The following is a 17,010-nucleotide window of genomic DNA, read 5'->3' as shown; positions in this document are numbered from 1 at the left end:
TCGACCAATGGCCACTGATCGTCCCACCGGCGGTCCGGACAACCCGGACCGTCCCCTGCCCGACCCCACGCCCCCGGCCGAATCCCATACCGGCCCAGCGGATCCCGCGCACCCGGGGCACCACGCGTACCCGGTACCCGGCGAGCCCGCGGCAAGCGATGCGACGCCCACGGAGGGCATCCCTCAGCACGAGGCGGGTTCGACCGCAGTCGGTCCGCAGCCGACGCTGGAGTTCCCGGCCCCGGGCCCCGCACCGGCCTACCCGGACTATCCGCCCGTCGGGTACTCGATCCTGGGTGAATCCCCGTCCAGCGCGGACCCTTCCGGTACGGCTCCCAGGCCCGGCGAGCACCACCCCACCCTCCCGCTGCCCGGTGGCGCGGAAGGCACGCCCCGCCTCTCCGGCGGATTCCACGGCGGGCCAGGCGCTTTCGGCAGCTCCTCCGCCGCCGGAGCGCTGCCGGCCGAGCCACTCGAACCCGGTTCCGGGACAACGGAATTCGCCATGCCGGTGCCAGGCCTCGAATCCGGCGAGCCGCGCCGGCGCGGAAGCATCAACGTGCAGGAGGAAGGGGTCACCCAGCCGCGCCCGCCCACGGTGGCCGAGGCGCGCGCCCGCGAGAAGGCGCGCAAGCGGGCCGAAGAGCAGGAGCAGGCCGACGCGGACGCCGCGGATGCCAAGCGCCGCAAGAAGAAAAAGACACTCATCGGCGGCGGCGCGATCGTCGGCGTGGCCGCGCTGGTCGGGGCCGGATACCTGGCCTACGACGCCTGGACCGGGCCGGAGGTGACCGCCATGTGCACGGTGGTGGCCAAGCAGGGCGAGGTGGTGCCCACCGGACCCAACAACCAGTCCGTCACCGCGACCAAGGACGGTCAGGAGATCGTCGTCCCGGACAACTACTGTTCGGACGCGCAGAGCCACGGCAACAGCGGCATCAGCCCGGGCTTCTTCTTGTTGGCCGGACACTCCTACCGCTACTACTACGGCGGCAGCGGGACCATCGGGCACGCGCCCAGCGGCGGCAGCATCAGCGCACCCAGCGGCGCGACAGTGAAAACCAAGAGCGGCAGCACCATTCAACGTGGCGGGCTGGGCGCGAAAGTCAAGGGTGGAGGGTCCTAGTGCGGCGGGTACGCAGCACTCCGCGGCCGGGCTGGCAGCGGATCATCGAAGCCCAGGGTCTCGTCTACGGTTCGCCGGGGCAGTACGCCGACGGCCAGCCGCGCCCCTACTGGGACGAATCGGTGCACTACGAATTCGACATGTCCGAGATCCTGGCGATGGAGGCGCAGGTCGAGGTCTTGCACACCATGTGCCTGCACGCCGTCGAACAGGTGGTCACCACCGAGCGCTTCGCCGATTTCGGTCTGCCGCAGTGGAGTTGGGAACCCATCACCAACTCCTGGAAGCGCTCCGACCCGCACGTCTACGGCCGCTTCGACCTGCGCTACGACGGCCGCGGACCCGCGAAACTACTGGAGTACAACGCCGATACCCCCACCTCCCTGCTGGAGGCGGCAATCGTGCAGTGGCACTGGCTCACCGACACCCATCCCGACGACGATCAGTGGAACTCGTTGCACGAGAAGCTGGTCGAACGCTGGGGCGAGCTGCGCGACGTGCTGCCCGGCAGCCAGCTGCACTTCAGCTGGTCGGGTTCGGACGCCTCCGGCGAGGACAACGTCACCACCGCCTACATGCAGGAGACCGCTGCCGAGGCCGGATTCGATACCGTGGCGCTGCCCATCGAGGACGTCGGATTCGATACGGAGCTGGACCGTTTCGTCGATCTCGCCGAAGCCCCCATCGAAGGCATCTTCAAGCTCTACCCGTGGGAGTGGGCCCTCGACGACGACTTCGGCAAGCGGGTGGTCGGCTCGCTGCCCGCCACCGCGTGGATCGAACCGCTGTGGAAGACCCTGCTGTCCAACAAGGCGATCCTGGCGGTGCTGTGGGAGATGTACCCCGGCCACCCCAACCTGCTGCCCTGTTATCTCGACGACCCGCACGAGCTCACCGAGTACATCCGCAAACCCAAACTGGGCCGCGAGGGCGCGAACATGACCATCGTCGGCGCGGGCCTGGAAACCGCCACCGGCGGCGTCTACGGCGAAGAGGGCTTCGTCTACCAATTGCTGGATCCGCTACCGGAATTCGACGGCATGCATCCGGTACTGGGCGCGTGGATCGTCGGCGATACGTCCGCCGGACTCGGCATCCGTGAGACCCTGGGACTCATCACGGACGACACCTCGACATTCGTCCCGCACCGCATCCCGCAGTAATCCCACCAACCAGTGCGCACCCGCCCGGAGGATCGATGACGACCACTCTCGCGCTCGAAGCAGGCTATTGGCATTCACTCGGCCGCGGTGTCGGCGCGATCGTGCTCTACGCCCTGGTCGGTCTGGTCCTGATGCTCATCGGCTTCGCGGCCCTGGACGCGACCACCCCGGGCAGCCTGCGCGGCATGGTCGCCGACAGTCTGCCGAACTCGATCATCGTCAGCGCCTCCGGCATGGTCTCGATGGCGCTGATCGTGGTGCTGGCCATCTTCTCCTCCGGTGGCAAGCTCTCCGAGGGGCTGATCTCCACGATCATCTTCGGTCTGGTCGGCATCATCGCCCAGGTGATCTCGGTGCGGGTGCTGGAATTCGTGCTCAGCATCGATATCGGCGCGGTCCTGAAGGATCCCGAGTTCAGCATGGAGTCCCTGGTCGTGGCGGCCGCGCACTTCGCCCTCGGCCTGGTGGTCGCGGTCTCAATTCTCTGACCGCGACCGGTCCGGCTCAGCGCAGGCGGCTGTACTTCAGGAACGCGACGCCGTCCTCGAAGACGCGGCTGGTCTGCACCCGGAACCGCGACGGCTCCGGCAGCTGGCCGGGCGTACCGAACAGCGGCCGCCCGTGCCCGAGCACGATCGGATACAGCTTCAGGAACACCTGATCGATCTCCGGCAGCAGGGTCTGCGCGAGTTCGCCGCCGCCGCACAGCCAAATGCCAAGACCCTTCTCGCGCTTGAGTTCGCGCACCCGGGCGAGCGGATCCTCGGCGATCAGCTCCACGTCCGGGGCCGGGTTCTCCGGCAGGGTGGTGGAGACCACGTACTGGCGTAGATGCTCGTACGGGCTGGAAGTGCCGGTCCGGACACCGAAATCGTGGGTCTTGCGACCCATGATCACGGTGTCGAAGTTCTGGCAGGGTTTGTCGAGACCGAGTACCTGACGCACCTTCGTGGGCAGGGTCTCCGGGTACTGGGCGATGATCGCCGGCCCGTGATCACCCCCGACCGGGAAGAAGTCGACGGAGCCCGCATCGGTGGCGATGAATCCGTCGATGGTCGCCGCGACGTAGTAGGTCAGTTTGCGCATCTGTTTCCTCCAGCCGGCACAACGCGTGCCGCTACTGAAAACGTTAGCGCCTCAATCGCTTCCATAGGGCCGCTCGTAGCGGACCGGGAACCCGAATCAGCCCCTGGGGCGGGGCTGACAGCGCGGGCAGGAGAAAGACGAACGGTTCATGAACTTCTCCCGGCGCATCACCGCGCCACAGCGGCGGCAGGGTTCGTCCTCGCGGCCGTAGGCGTTGAGGGAGCGCTCGAAGTAGCCGGATTGGCCGTTCACGTTGACGTAGAGGGCGTCGAAGGAGGTGCCGCCGGCCTGCAAGGCTTCACCCATCACGGCCTGCGTCTCGGTGAGCAGACCGTGCAGTGCGGGCCGGGTGAGCTTGGCGGCCGGGCGTTCCCCGTGCAGCTTGGCCCGCCACAGCGCCTCGTCGGCATAGATGTTGCCGACCCCGGACACCACGGTCTGATCCAGCAGCAGTCGCTTGATCTCGGACTGCTTGCCGCGCAGCGTGGTGACGACCTTGTCGGCGTCGAAGCGTGGATCGAGGGGATCGCGCGCGATGTGCGCGGCGGATTCCGGCACCAGGGTGCCGTCCACCTCGACCAGATCCGACAGCATCCAGCCGCCGAAGGTGCGCTGATCCACGAAGCGCAGTTCGTTGCCGTCATCGAGGGTCGCGACGATGTGCGCGTGCTTCTCGAGCGGCGAATCCGCGGCCTGCACCAGCATCTGCCCGCTCATGCCCAGATGCACGACCAGCGAGGTATCCGGCTCGTCGAAGGTGAGCCACAGGAATTTGCCCCGCCGATGCGCGGCTTCCACGCGCAATCCGGCCAGGCGCGCGGCGAGATCGTCGCCGCCCATCTCGTGCCGTCGCACCGAACGCTGGTGCTTGACGTTCACCGAGACGACGACGCGGCCCACCACATGATCGGTGAGGCCGCGTCGTACGACTTCTACTTCGGGAAGTTCGGGCATCGTTCCCTAGCTCTTGGCTGACGAATCTCCGTCTGCGGCAGCGGAATTCTCGGCCTCCAGCGACCGATAGGCCGCGCCCGCCGCCTTCTGCTCCGCTTCCTTCTTGGAGCGGCCCACCCCCTGGCCGTAGCCCTGACCACCGATCACCGCGGTGGCGGTGAACTCCTTGTCGTGGTCGGGTCCGGTGGAGGTGATCTCGTAGCTGGGCACGCCGATGCCGCGTTCGGCGGTCAGCTCCTGCAGACTGGTCTTCCAATCGAGTCCGGCGCCCATGCGGGGACCACGCTCGAGCAGATCGGCGAACAGCCGCAGCACCACACCGCGAGCCACCTCGATGCCGTGCTCGAGATGCACGGCGCCGAGCAACGACTCCATGCCGTCGGCGAGAATGCTCGGCTTGTCCCGGCCCCCGGTGAGCTCTTCGCCCTTACCCAGGAGCAGGTGACGGCCGAGGCCACCCCCGCCGAGTTTGCGTGCGACCTCGGCGAGCGCGTGCATGTTCACGACGCTCGCGCGCAACTTCGCCAGCTCACCCTCGGACTTGTCCGGGTGCTCCAGATAGAGGCGTTCGGTAATGCTCAGGCCGAGCACCGAATCGCCCAGGAATTCCAGGCGTTCGTTGGTCGGCAGGCCACCGTTCTCGTAGGCGTACGACCGGTGCGTCAGCGCCAAGCGCAGAAGCTCCGGTTGTAGGCCCACGCCGAGCGCCTCGAGCAGGCTGGCGTGGTCGGCTGCGTCACCTACGGCGGGAATGTCCGCCGCGTCTTTGCTGGCGGTCACGGTCGGTGCTGGCTGGGGAATCAGATGGCCGAGGTGACCTGGCGGCCCTTGTACGTGCCGCAGCTGGGGCACGCGATGTGCGGCAGGGTCTGCTGGCCACAAGCCCGGTTCGGGCAGGTGATCAGGGTCGGCGCGGTGGCCTTCCACTGGCTGCGACGCGCGTGGGTGTTGGCACGGGACATCCGGCGCTTCGGAACGGCCACGACTACTTCTCCTCTGTCTGCTTACTCGCGGCACCGTTGTGTGCCGCAAGGGTGGAATCTGTTGGGTCCGACGCGGTAGCCGCATCGGGGGTCTCTGCCGTGAAAGAGGCGAGCCCTGCCCAGCGAGGGTCAAGTATCTCATGACCGTGGCCGGAACCCGCAATCGCCATCCTGACCCCGCATTCCGGGCACAGGCCCGGGCAATCCGGCGCGCACAGCGGCTGCAACGGCAGCTCCAGGCCGACCGCGTCGATGACCACCGGTTCCAGGTCGATCATGTCGTCGACCAGACGGTGGATCTCGTCTTCCTCGGTGGTCTGCTCGGTCGTGCTGTCCGGGTAGGCGAACAGCTCGGTGATGTGCAATTCGAGCTCGTCGGTGAACGATTCGAGGCAGCGCGAGCACTCGCCCTCGAGGGGCGCGTCGACCGTTCCGGTCACCAGCACGCCCTCGGAGACCGACTGCAGGGTGAGATCCATCTCGACCTCGGCGCCGACGGGGACGCCGACCATTTCCAGGCCGATCCGCTCGCCGATGGTGAAGACGCGATGCAGCTGTTTCATCGAGCCGGGTTTGCGTCCGAGGCTGCGCACGTCCAGCACGAAACCCGCGTCCACCGGCGTCTGCTGACGACGAGGACGCGGAGTGGAACCGGAATCGGCGGACAAAGACTCACCTCACGCTCGGTGTGGAATGGGCAACACACAACAATACCGAACGTCGTGATTCAGCCCAAAACGAGCGGTCCGATGCTCGCCGCGATATCCCTAGCGGCGGAACTCCGCAGCGTAGTCGGGGACGCTGGTGCCGGAGCGGACCTGATGGCGGCCGCGGCCGACGATGCGCAGGGTGCTGCTCAGGGTCTCCTCGAAGTCGGCGAGCTTGCCGTCGACGTACTCGTCGCACTCCTGGCGCAGGCGGTCGGAGTCGGCCTGCGCACCGTCGATGAGGCGGGCGGATTCGGTGTGCGCGGCACGGACCACCTCGGTCTGCGAGACCAGGCGCTCCTGTTCGGCCTTGCCGTCGGAGACCGAGCGGTCGTAGGAGGCCTGACCGGCGGCGGCGAGGCGGTCGGCCTCGGAACGGGCTCGGCCGGTGACGGTTTCGTACTCCCGGTTGCCATCGGCGACGACCTGCTCGGCCTCGGATTCGGCGGCGGAGACCAGGTTCTCGGCGTGCGCGCGGGCCTCGGCGACCATGCGGTCGGCGTGCGCCTTGGCGTCGGCCAGGATGCGGTCGGCCTCGTCGCGGGCCGAGGTCACCGTGTGGTGGGCCTGCTCGTTGGCGGTGCGGACGGTGGTGTCGGCGCCGGTGCGGGCGTCGGTGACGATCTTGTCGCGATGATCGAGCACGTCCTGGGCGTCGTCGAGTTCGCCGGGCAGGGCCTCGCGAACATCGTCGAGCAGCTCCAGGACCTCGCCGCGCGGCACGATGCAGTTGCGGGTCGGTGGGATGCCGCGGGCCTCTTCGATGATGGCCACAAGTTCGTCGAGCGCTTCGAATACCCGGTACATGCTCTACCCCACTCTCCTGCCAGGACTCACGGCGAGACACTCCGCTGCAGCCAGTCTGCCTGGATCCGCGCTGTCAACAAGGTCCGACACGGCGTGTCGCAGGTTTTCCGAACGGTCCCACTGTTCCTTACGCCACAAAAACAAGTGGAGGAAAGCGCTCCACTTGGTGTTACCTTAGTAGATGAAAGAGGGTGTCCGCCGGTGTCTCGACCTGGTCGGGCACCGAGGTTGTCGGATGGGGAAGACAATGGCTGTCCACGAGATCCCGCAGCGGGCCACGATGCCCGTACCCGGTCTGGTGAACACCTATGCCCATGGCGCGGAGGAACTCTCCGCGACGTGGACTCGGTGGCTGGGCCAGCTCGGCACCTGGTTGCGCGGCGAGGCCGCGTTCGCACAGCTCATCCGGTTCGCCCTGGTGGGCGGCCTCAGCAATGTCGGCTACATCCTGTTGTTCCTCGCGCTCTACGGCGGCGGCCCGCAGATGGCCAACCTGGCAGGCTCGATCGTGAGCACGGCGGTGGCCAACGAACTGCACCGGCGACTCACCTTCCACGCCGCCGATCGGGTGCGCTGGTACACCGCGCAGGTCGAGGGCGGCGCGCTCGCACTGGTCGGGCTCGCCATCACCTCGGGGGCGCTGGCCGTGCTCGAGGTCACCGCGCCCGGACTCGGCGATGTCGCCGAAGCCATTGCGGTGCTGGGTATCACAGCGGCCGTCGGCACCATGCGCTTCCTGACCCTGCGGCTCTGGGTCTTCTGAGTCCCGCTCCCCCACCGGGCTTTCCGTAGCCTTCTCACCGACTTTCCGTGCCCCCGCACGGACTTTCCGTGCCCTCGCGCGTCCGTGGGAACCCCGCTCCGCGTGTCCGCGTCAAAGACTGCATCCAGCAACGCTGCAGCCTTGAACGAGAGGGGTTCCGAGATGGACCGACGGCGCGGATGCCTTGGGGGACGCCGAGATACGACCGGCCCGACACCGCCCCGGCCACCCGGCAGAGCCTGCGGATCGTGTGTGCGCAGCCGGCGGCAGGGTCGTCCGCACCGGGAGGAGCAGTGAACTCCGACCGCCTCGCCGCGGCCGCGGCCCACCGGCACTGTGCGACAACCAAACCCGGGCGGACGCTGCGGGAGAGCCTGCGCGGACACCGGTCCCCGGGTCCGGCCTCGACCTTCGATCGGCGCGAACAGCATCGGCTGCGGATCGAGGCACTGCTGCCGGAAATGGCCGAGGACACGGTGGTGAGCCATCAGTCCGCGGCCGTGCTGTACGGCACCACACTGTGGCGGGCACCGCTGGAGCGGGTGTGCGTGACCCGCAATCGCCGGGGCGGCGGGCGCACCCGGCCCTCCACCAGAGTCCATGGGTCACCGGTGGATTCGGTGGTGGACATCGGCGGACTGCCGGTCACCACCCCTGCCCGCACCATCGTGGATCTGGCGCTGTCGCTGCCGTTCGACGCCGCGGTGGTGGCGGGCGACGCGCTGGCGGGCGCGTTCGGGCTCGGCGACGCGGAGTTGAGCGCGGAGATCGCGCGGGCCAAGTGGCGCACCGGAATCGATCAGGCCCGCGAGGTGATCGCGGTGCTCGATGGACGCAGCCGCGGCATCGGGGAATCGCTGTGCCGCATCATGATCCATCGCGCCGGACTGCCGCTGCCCGAATCGCAGGGCACGGTGCTCGCGGCCGACGGGCGTGCGGTGGCCCGGGTCGGCTTCTACTACGAATCCGCCGGTGTCATCTGTGAATTCGACGGGCCCACCCGCTACGGCCGCCTGCTGAGCCCCGGCCGGGACATGGCGACCACGCTGCACCGGGAGCGGGCGCGCGAAAGCCTGCTGCGCGCACTGGGTTTCGAGGTGGTGCGCTGGACCTGGGACGACCTGGTCCGCGACGGTGCGAGCGGCGCGCTGCGGGCGGCACTGGCGCGGCAGGCCCGGCTGCCGGACGGGCGCATCGAGCCCGCTCCGACGCCGCCGGTGCAGCAGGTTCACGTGCGAACGCTGCATTCCGACCGGACCGGCGAGGTCGCGGGAGCCGGACTGGCTGGCGCGGGAAGCGACGGCTGAGCGGGGGTGGAGTCACCGAGCCCGGTCGGCGACTCGGCCGCGGTTCGGGGTCGCGGGCCGAGTCACGTTCGGGCGGACAGTGATTCGGTCCGCGACAGCAATCAGCAGTGGCGCTCGGCGGTTCGGATCAGCCGCGGCGCTCGGCGATGCGGGCGAGGAGGCGCTTGTGGACGACCGGGGGCAGCAGGTCGGCGATGTCGCCGCCGTAGGTGGCCACCTCTTTGACCAGGGAGCTGGAGACGAAGCTGTAGGCGGGATTGGTGGCGATGAAGTAGGTGTCGACGCCGGTGAGCTTGCGGTTCATCTGGGCCATCTGCAGCTCGTAGCCGAAGTCGCCGGCATCACGCAGACCCTTGACGATGGCGGTGACGCCCTCCTGCTTGGCGAAGTCCACCAGCAGGCCGCGCCAGGATTCCACCCGCACGTTCGGGAGGTGGGCGGTGACCTCGCGGATCAGGTCGATGCGCTCCTCGACGGTGAACATGCCCTGCTTGTTCGGGTTCACCACCACGGTGACGATGACCTCGTCGAACTGTTCGGCGGCCCGCGCGAACACGTCCAGATGTCCGAGGGTCACCGGGTCGAAGGACCCCGGGCACAATGCTCCAGCCATGGCCGCACGCTACCGCATGCCGCGGCGGCCGCGATGGCCCGGTCCGACCGCTTCCGCCCGACCGGGCAGGGTCGCCACCGCCCGGGCGGGCCACCGTCGCGCCACTGAAAGGTCCAGGTGAGCAACCTGATTCACGCCGGGGCGGTCAGGAACCCGGGGCCTGGTCCGCACTTCCGGTCCGGGATCCGATCACCTCCGGGAGGCCGAAGGCGGCGACCAGCGACGGGTCGTTGAAGGCGGTGATGCGGGCGATCCGGGCGCCGATCAGGGTCAGCACCTGGACGCCGTACGCCTCGAAACGGTCCGCGCCGCAATGCTTGTGGGCGATGACCGCGGGCTGGCCGTTGGCCGTGACCGGGGTCAGCTGCCACAGGCCGCGGCGCAGGACGCGGGTGCCCAGGAAGCCGAGCACCGCGTCGCGGCCGGTGAACCAGGTCGGGGTGGGCGGCATTTCCATTTCGACGTCGGCGCGCAACAGCTCCAGCAGGGCGGCCGGGTCGGCGCGGGTGAAGGCGTCGACGTAATCGTCGAGCAGGCGGCGCTGTGCGCGTTCATCGGGTTCGGCCAGATCCTCCTGCACCGGCCCGGCCTCGGCCAGCCGCGCGCGGGCCCGGCGCAGCGCACTGTCCACCGCCGCCGGGGTGGTTTCGAGCATGGCCGCGACCTCGGCGGTCCGGAAGGACAGCACATCGCGCAGCGTGAGCACGGCACGCTGCCGGGCGGGCAGGAGTTGCAGTGCCGCAATGAAAGCCAGCCGCACCCCGGCCCGAGAGCCGACGATCGCCGCCGGGTCGTCGAACCCGAACAGGCTGTCGGGCGCGGGTTGCAGCCAGGCCACGGTGGGTTCGCGCGCGGCGATGGCCACCCGGTGGTCGTCCTGCGGCGCGCCGAGTCCCGACGGCAGCGGCCGCCGGGCCCCGGATTCCAGCGCGGTCAGACACACCCTGGTCGCGATCCGATACATCCAATTGCGCAGCGAAGCACGGCCTTCGAACCCGTCATAGCCCCGCCAGGCCCGCAGATAGGTCTCCTGCACGAGATCCTCCGCATCGTGCACCGAACCCACCATCCGATAGCAGTGCGCGAGCAGCTCGGGACGGAATCGTCCTGTCAGCCGGGCGAATTCCCCCTCGGAGGGGGACGAACTGGTCTTCATCGGTTCACGTCCTCTCAGGCGAGGGGTTTGATTCCGGCGGCGCTCACCAAGTATTCGCCGCTACTGGCCGGGTCGGTGGTGAGTTCGAGGACGGCCTTGGCCACCTGGTCGGCGGTGAGGACGGGTTGCTGGGTGGCGAGGAAGGTCTCGACGTCGACGCCGGAGCGTGCCGCGTAGCCTGCGACGGCTTCGCTGCCCAGGCCGGTGACGGGAGTGAGGCGGGGCAGCAGCGCGAGGAAGCGCAGACCGAGTGCGGTGCGGTCGGATTCGTCGGCGGCGTAGGTGCGCAGGAAGCGGATGGCGGCCTTCGCGCCCGCGTAGCCGCCGCTCAGTGGGGAACCGTTGAGGGCCGCGCCGCTGGAGACCGCCAGCACCGTGCTGCCGGGGGCCAGGGGTGCGAGCAGGGCGGTGCGCATCCAGGTGAAGGCGTGGTGGGTGTCGGTGTGCCAGTTGGTGCTGAAGGTTTCCCAGGTCTGCTCGGGCAGGGCGGCCAGATGTGGCCGGGCTCCGGCATTCAGGACGAGCAGGCCGGGGCGGTGGTCGCGGATCACCTGCGCGGCGAGGGCTTCGTCGGTGGCGTCACCGGTGACGGGGATGAACCGGTCGCCGAGTTCGGCCCGCACCTCGTCGAGGTCGCTGCCGGTGCGGGCGATGCCGACGACGCGGTAACCGGCGGCGACCAGGGTGGCGGCGATGGCGCGGCCGAAGCCGCGGCTGGCTCCGGTGACGACGGCGGTCTGGATGTGTTCGGACATTGATGGCTCCTGAGGCTGGCTGGTCGAATCGGGTCGATATTCAGACCAGCGGGGCATCGGAAATCCGTCGCCGTCACCGCAAGCGGTACGGAACTACTTCACAGCGGCTGATATTCGGCGAGGTCGATGCGGGTCTCGCCGTAGGTGCGGGACTTGAGCGGGGCGAACCCGTCCGGCCACGACACCTCCGGGGAGCGGATCGAGCGTTCGACCACGATCAGCGCGTCCTCGTGCAGCCAGCCGTGTTCGGCCAGGGCCCGCAGATCGGCCTGGACGTCGGCGACCTCGACCGCGTAGGGCGGATCGGAGAACACCAGGTCGTAGGGTCCGCTCGCGGGCGCGCCCGCGAGCACACCGGAAACCGTGCCCTGACGCAGGTCCGCGCCCGGCAATCCGAGATCGTCGATATTGCCGCGAATGACCGTGGCCGCCTTGCGATCCGACTCCACCAGCAGCGCGTGCGCCGCACCCCGCGAGAGTGCTTCGAGTCCGAGCGCGCCGGACCCCGCGTACAGGTCCAGCACCCGGATGTCGTCGAAGTCCATGCGCGCCTGTACGAGACTGAACAGCGCCTCGCGCACCCGGTCCGAGGTGGGCCGGGTGCCCGCGGGCGGCACCCGCAGGCGGCGGCCACCGGCGGCCCCGGCGACGATGCGGGTCACCGGGTCACCTCCGACAGCGTTGCGCCGCAGCTCATTCGGCGGGTGCCTCGGTGAGGCTGACGTCGACGAGCAGGTCGCCGCCCTCCACCTGCTGCACCTTGGCGATGGCGACGCGACGCACGGTGCCCGCGCGCGGCGCGGTGATGGCGGCCTCCATCTTCATGGCCTCGATGGTGCCGATGGTGTCGCCCGCCGTGACCGAATCACCCTCGGAGACAGCCAGTGTCACCACGCCCGCGAACGGGGCGGCGATGTGTCCGGCATTGGTTTTGTCGGCCTTCTCCGCCGCCGGGATCTCGCTGGCGATGGAGCGGTCGCGCACGGTGATCGGGCGCAGCTGGCCGTTGAGGATGCACATGACGGTGCGCATGCCGCGCTCGTCGGGCTCGGAGATGGCCTCCAGGCCGATGAGCAGGGTGACGCCCTTGTCGAGCTGGACGCGGTGTTCCTCGTCGTGGCGCAGGCCGTAGAAGAACTGGTTGGCCGACAGGCCGGTGGTGTCGCCGAACTTCTCACGGTGGGAGAGGAATTCGGCGGTGGGTCCGGGGAACAGCAGCCGGTTGAGGGTGGCGCGGCGCTCCTCGGAGGTGCCCGCGAGCCCCTTCTCGTCCTCGATGGCCAGCTGGGTTTCGGGCTTGGCCGGGCCGCGGCCCTCCAGGGCGCGGGTGCGGAAGGGTTCCGGCCAGCCACCGGCGGGGGTGCCGAGTTCGCCACGCAGGAAACCGATCACCGAGTCCGGGATGTCGTAGCGGGCCGGGTCGGTGGCGAAGTCCTCGACGTCGACACCGGAGCCGACCAGGGCGAGGGCGAGGTCACCGACCACCTTGGAGGACGGGGTGACCTTGACCAGACGGCCCAGGAGTCGGTCCGCCGCAGCGTATTTCGCCTCGACCTCCTCGAATTGGTCACCCAGTCCGAGGGCGATGGCCTGCTGGCGCAGGTTCGAGAGCTGACCACCCGGGATCTCGTGGCGGTAGACGCGACCGGTCGGGCCGGGCAGCCCGGATTCGAAGGGCCCGTACACCTTTCGCAGCGATTCCCAGTACGGCTCGAGGTCGCACACGTGCTGCAGGTCCAGGCCGGTGTCGAACGGCGAATTCGCCGCTGCCGCAACGATCGCCGACAGCGCGGGCTGAGAGGTGGTGCCCGCCATGGGAGCCGACGCACCGTCGACGGCGTCCGCACCGGCCTGCCAGGCGGCCAGGTAGGTCGCCAGCTGTCCGCCGGGGGTGTCGTGGGTGTGCACGTGGACGGGCAGGTCGAACTCGCGGCGCAGCGCGGTCACCAGGGTGGCGGCGGCGGGCGCGCGCAGCAGGCCCGCCATGTCCTTGATGGCGATGATGTGCGCCCCGGCCTCGACGATCTGCTCGGCCAGCTTCAGGTAGTAGTCGAGGGTGTAGAGGTTCTCGTTCGGGTTCGACAGGTCGCCGGTGTAGCTCAGCGCGACTTCGGCCAGGGCAGTGCCGGTTTCGCGGACGGCGTCGATGGCCGGACGCATCTGATCGACGTTGTTGAGCGCGTCGAAGATGCGGAAGATGTCGATACCGGTCGCGGTCGCCTCGGAAACGAAAGCGCGCGTAACCTTTTCGGGGTACGGCGTGTAGCCGACGGTGTTGCGGCCGCGCAGCAGCATCTGCAGGTTGATGTTCGGCACGGCTTCACGCAGAGCGGCCAGCCGCTCCCACGGGTCCTCGTAGAGGAACCGCAGTGCCACGTCATACGTTGCGCCACCCCAGCATTCGATCGACAGCAGCTCCGGCGTCAGGCGCGCCACGTGCCCGGCCACGTCGAGCAGGCCGTTGGTGCGTACCCGGGTCGCCAGCAGCGACTGGTGCGCGTCACGGAAGGTGGTATCGGTGACGGCGACGCCCTCGCGGTTGCGCAGCCACTGCGCGAACCCCTCGGGGCCGAGTTCCAGCAGGCGCTGGCGGGTGCCAGGCGGCGGCGGCACGCTCAGGTCGAGGGCGGGCAGCTTGTCGTGCGGGTACAGCTTGGTGGGCCGGGTGCCGTGCGGCTTGTTGACGGTGACGTCGGCCAGGTACTGCAGGATCTTGGTGCCGCGGTCCGCGGAGCTCTTGAGCGTGAGCAGCTGCGGACGCTCGTCGATGAACGAGGTGGTCACCCGGCCCGCGCGGAAGTCCGGATCATCGAGCACCGCGAGCAGGAACGGGATATTGGTCGTCACGCCACGGATGCGGAATTCGGCGACGCCGCGCCGGGCGCGGGCGATCGCGGTGTCGAAATCGCGACCGCGGCAGGTGAGTTTGACCAGCATGGAGTCGAAGTACGCACCGACCTCCGCACCGACGTTCGCGCCACCGTCGAGGCGCACACCCGCGCCGCCCGGGGAGCGGTAGCCGGTGATGCGGCCGGTGTCGGGCCGGAAGCCGTTAGCCGGGTCCTCGGTGGTGATGCGGCACTGCAGGGCAGCGCCCCGGACATGGATCGAATCCTGGCTCAGCCCAAGGTCTTCGAGGGATTCTCCGGCCGCGATGCGCAGCTGCGACTGCACCAGGTCGACATCGGTGATCTCCTCGGTCACCGTGTGCTCCACCTGGATACGCGGATTCATCTCGATGAAGACATGGTTGCCGCGCTCGTCGAGCAGGAATTCCACGGTGCCCGCGCACGAGTAACCGATCTGCCGGGCGAAGGCGACCGCGTCCGCGCAGATCCGATCACGCAGTGCCGGATCGAGATTCGGGGCGGGCGCGAGCTCGATCACCTTCTGATGCCGCCGCTGCAACGAGCAGTCCCGCTCGTAGAGGTGGATCACATTGCCGTGCTGGTCGGCGAGGATCTGCACCTCGATGTGGCGCGGGTTGATCACCGCCTGCTCGAGGAACACCGTCGCGTCACCGAACGCGGATTCGGCCTCGCGCGCGGCGGCTTCGATCGATTCGCGCAGCTGTGCGGGATCGGCGACCCGGCGCATGCCGCGACCGCCGCCACCGGCGACGGCCTTGACGAAGACCGGGAATTCCATCTGCTCGGCGGCGGCCACGAGCGCGTCCACATCCGCGGAGGGTTCGCTCGAGCGCAGCACCGGCAGTCCGGCGGCCTTGGCGGCCGCGATGGCCCGCGCCTTGTTTCCGGTGAGCTCCAGTACGTGCGAGGACGGCCCGATGAAGGTGATGCCCTCGGCCGCGCAGGCGGCCGCCAGGTCCGGGTTCTCCGACAGGAACCCGTAGCCCGGGTAGATGGCGTCGGCCCCGGCGGTCTTGGCGGCGTTGATGATCTCCTCGATCGTCAGGTACGCCCGCACCGGGTGCCCGGGTGTCCCGATCTGGTAGGCCTCGTCCGCCTTCAACCGGTGCACGGAGTTGCGGTCCTCATAGGGAAAAACCGCGACCGTGCCGATCCCGAGTTCGTAGGCCGCGCGGAATGCGCGAATGGCGATCTCGCCGCGGTTGGCGACCAGGACTTTGGAGAACATTCGCCTAAGGTACCTGCCCCCGGCCACGGATCGGGCATCGAAGTCCCGTTCGCAGCAATCTTCACACCGTTCCGGTCGCGGCTGCGAATTTGTGTTAATCACACGGATACATCCCTGCCGGTGAGGCCTGTGCCGCCCGGACCACCGGATTCGCCATCGTGCTAAGGATCCGTGCCGCACCGGGGCGACGCGCGCACCGCACCCGCCGAGACACTCCCGCGTCCGGATAGCGCCGAAATCGTGTCACCCCCGTGCTCAGCACAATGCGCGATACACAGGCGTGCGACGTAATCGCCTGCGGGGCATACGGTTTCAAACAGCCGGAGCCAATGCCCCGCTGGCCGAATATCGCCGACCCGTTGTGCGCCTGCGCTTTTCAGCTCAGGCGGCGACCCGAACGCCAGACCGACGGCGAGTCACCGTACTCCCGTTTGAACGCGCGACTGAACGCCTCCTCGGCGTCGTAGCCGACCCGCCGGGCGATCGCCACGATCGAGAGATCGGTGTCGGCCAGCAGATCGGTGGCCAGGCGCATGCGCCATTCGGTCAGATACCGGATCGGCGGGCGATGCAGGACCGTGCGGAACCGCAGATCCAGCAGCGACCGTGAGACCGCCACGGCATCGGCGAGCTCCCCCACCGTCCACTTGCGGGCCGGATCGCGGTGCAGGTGGCCGAGCGCGGGCGCGAGCACCGGATCGCGCAGCGCCGCGATCCAGCCGCAGTCCACGGCCGGCCGCGAGGCCAGGTACAGCCGCAGCACCTCCACCAGCAGCAACTCGGGCAGGCGGCCGCCGACCGCGCCGCCGTGAATCCCGGATACCTGGGTGAGCGCGTAATCGATGGTGGCGCGCACCCATTCGGCGGCCGCGCCGGTCGGGCGCACCACGAAGGCGCGCGGCAGCGCCCGCAGCGCCGGATCGAAGAGCGGGTCGGCGCTGTCGAGGTAGCCGCACACCACCTCGGTGCGCGCGCCCGCGCCGCCGTGCCGCAGCACCGGCATGGTCCGCCACGGCGGGACGAGCATGAAGTCCGACAGCGGCACCACCTCCGCGTCGTCGACGCCGCCCATCCGGTGCACGTCCGCGTACGGCAGCACGATCACGTCCCCGGCGTGCGCCCAGAGTCGGTCGCCGCCTTCGGGATGCACCCAGCAGCTGCCCGTCGCGACCACATGGAAGAGGGTGACCCGATCGCTGCCGGGCCGCAGTGCCAGCGCGGTGTCGTGGCAGGTCATCGACTCGTAGGCCCACGGTTCGGTGTACTCGGCGCGCAGGAAGATCGCACCCGTCAGCCGCAGCCTGGCGAGCACGGCGTCCGCCGGGGCGGCCGCGTTCAGGTCCGGGTTCATCTCGACGGTCACGTTCATATCCAGAGATACGTTCGCGTCGCCCGCCGCGTTCACCGCCACGACGGTGGTCGTGGCGTCCTGATCAGGTATCCCGGGGAGCGGGTCATGGCCTCGCGGCGCACTGCTCACGAAACTGATGGT

Annotated in this window: 17 protein-coding genes; 5 read left to right on the top strand and 12 right to left on the bottom strand. The window is 69.1% G+C overall.

Translation table 11 applies throughout. The features are described 5' to 3' along the window. Nucleotides 1–7: 7 nt before the first annotated feature. Genes OG300_RS02130 through OG300_RS02120 form a run of 3 tightly spaced genes read left to right on the top strand, consistent with a single transcriptional unit; the run spans nucleotide 8 to nucleotide 2,777 of the window. Entirely contained in the window at nucleotides 8–1,126 is a 1,119-nt protein-coding gene (locus OG300_RS02130) for a hypothetical protein (protein ID WP_405491551.1), read from the top strand. Then, nucleotides 1,126–2,289 (top strand): glutathionylspermidine synthase family protein, encoded by a 1,164-nt coding sequence (locus OG300_RS02125; protein WP_405491549.1) that lies wholly within the window; start codon nucleotides 1,126–1,128, stop codon nucleotides 2,287–2,289. Before OG300_RS02130 ends, OG300_RS02125 begins: the two co-directional genes overlap by 1 nt. A 35-nt stretch (nucleotides 2,290–2,324) precedes the next feature. Further along, complete coding sequence (locus OG300_RS02120) at nucleotides 2,325–2,777, top strand: DUF350 domain-containing protein (RefSeq protein WP_405491547.1); 453 nt, start codon at nucleotides 2,325–2,327, stop codon at nucleotides 2,775–2,777. Nucleotides 2,778–2,793: 16 nt separating this feature from the next. Here the strand turns inward: OG300_RS02120 and OG300_RS02115 are convergent, their stop codons facing one another. The 6 genes from OG300_RS02115 to OG300_RS02090 form a co-directional block, all read right to left on the bottom strand. Next, a complete protein-coding gene (locus tag OG300_RS02115; RefSeq protein ID WP_405491545.1) occupies nucleotides 2,794–3,375 on the bottom strand; it encodes a dihydrofolate reductase family protein in 582 nt (193 codons plus the stop codon). 96 nt (nucleotides 3,376–3,471) lie between these two features. Next, nucleotides 3,472–4,329, bottom strand: a complete 858-nt coding sequence (gene mutM / locus OG300_RS02110; protein ID WP_405491543.1) for a bifunctional DNA-formamidopyrimidine glycosylase/DNA-(apurinic or apyrimidinic site) lyase — start codon at nucleotides 4,327–4,329, stop codon at nucleotides 3,472–3,474. 6 nt (nucleotides 4,330–4,335) lie between these two features. Then, complete coding sequence (gene rnc / locus OG300_RS02105) at nucleotides 4,336–5,109, bottom strand: ribonuclease III (protein ID WP_405491541.1); 774 nt, start codon at nucleotides 5,107–5,109, stop codon at nucleotides 4,336–4,338. Nucleotides 5,110–5,129: 20 nt separating this feature from the next. Beyond that, nucleotides 5,130–5,312 carry a 50S ribosomal protein L32 gene (rpmF, locus tag OG300_RS02100; RefSeq protein ID WP_033088742.1) on the bottom strand — a complete coding sequence of 61 codons (183 nt, stop codon included), beginning with the start codon at nucleotides 5,310–5,312 and terminating at the stop codon, nucleotides 5,130–5,132. Between the two features lie 2 nt (nucleotides 5,313–5,314). After that, nucleotides 5,315–5,980 (bottom strand): YceD family protein, encoded by a 666-nt coding sequence (locus tag OG300_RS02095; protein ID WP_405491539.1) that lies wholly within the window; start codon nucleotides 5,978–5,980, stop codon nucleotides 5,315–5,317. A gap of 99 nt (nucleotides 5,981–6,079) precedes the next feature. Next, entirely contained in the window at nucleotides 6,080–6,826 is a 747-nt protein-coding gene (locus tag OG300_RS02090; protein ID WP_405491537.1) for a DivIVA domain-containing protein, read from the bottom strand. Nucleotides 6,827–7,061: 235 nt separating this feature from the next. On the opposite strand from OG300_RS02090, the gene OG300_RS02085 reads away from it, so the two are divergent. Beyond that, entirely contained in the window at nucleotides 7,062–7,589 is a 528-nt protein-coding gene (locus OG300_RS02085) for a GtrA family protein (protein WP_405491535.1), read from the top strand. A gap of 293 nt (nucleotides 7,590–7,882) precedes the next feature. Then, complete coding sequence (locus tag OG300_RS02080; protein WP_405491533.1) at nucleotides 7,883–8,896, top strand: hypothetical protein; 1,014 nt, start codon at nucleotides 7,883–7,885, stop codon at nucleotides 8,894–8,896. 127 nt (nucleotides 8,897–9,023) lie between these two features. Here the strand turns inward: OG300_RS02080 and coaD are convergent, their stop codons facing one another. From coaD to OG300_RS02050, 6 genes are all read right to left on the bottom strand, one after another. Then, on the bottom strand, nucleotides 9,024–9,509 hold the full coding sequence (gene coaD, locus OG300_RS02075; RefSeq protein WP_405491531.1) for a pantetheine-phosphate adenylyltransferase: 486 nt from the start codon (nucleotides 9,507–9,509) through the stop codon (nucleotides 9,024–9,026). Between the two features lie 145 nt (nucleotides 9,510–9,654). Further along, nucleotides 9,655–10,665 (bottom strand): RNA polymerase subunit sigma-70, encoded by a 1,011-nt coding sequence (locus OG300_RS02070; protein WP_405491529.1) that lies wholly within the window; start codon nucleotides 10,663–10,665, stop codon nucleotides 9,655–9,657. A 14-nt stretch (nucleotides 10,666–10,679) separates the two neighbouring features. Further along, on the bottom strand, nucleotides 10,680–11,420 hold the full coding sequence (locus OG300_RS02065; protein ID WP_405491527.1) for an SDR family oxidoreductase: 741 nt from the start codon (nucleotides 11,418–11,420) through the stop codon (nucleotides 10,680–10,682). A 98-nt stretch (nucleotides 11,421–11,518) separates the two neighbouring features. Further along, nucleotides 11,519–12,082, bottom strand: coding sequence for a 16S rRNA (guanine(966)-N(2))-methyltransferase RsmD (gene rsmD, locus OG300_RS02060; RefSeq protein ID WP_405491525.1), 564 nt, complete (start codon nucleotides 12,080–12,082; stop codon nucleotides 11,519–11,521). 31 nt (nucleotides 12,083–12,113) lie between these two features. Next, nucleotides 12,114–15,518 (bottom strand): pyruvate carboxylase, encoded by a 3,405-nt coding sequence (locus OG300_RS02055; RefSeq protein WP_405491523.1) that lies wholly within the window; start codon nucleotides 15,516–15,518, stop codon nucleotides 12,114–12,116. 376 nt (nucleotides 15,519–15,894) lie between these two features. After that, nucleotides 15,895–16,998, bottom strand: a complete 1,104-nt coding sequence (locus OG300_RS02050) for an AraC family transcriptional regulator (protein ID WP_405491521.1) — start codon at nucleotides 16,996–16,998, stop codon at nucleotides 15,895–15,897. Nucleotides 16,999–17,010 lie beyond the last annotated feature (12 nt).

Source organism: Nocardia sp. NBC_00511, assembly GCF_045161165.1.
Lineage (GTDB): Bacteria > Actinomycetota > Actinomycetes > Mycobacteriales > Mycobacteriaceae > Nocardia.
The sequence above is the reverse complement of the archived record's forward strand: the minus strand, read 5'-3'. Positions and strand labels throughout refer to the sequence as shown.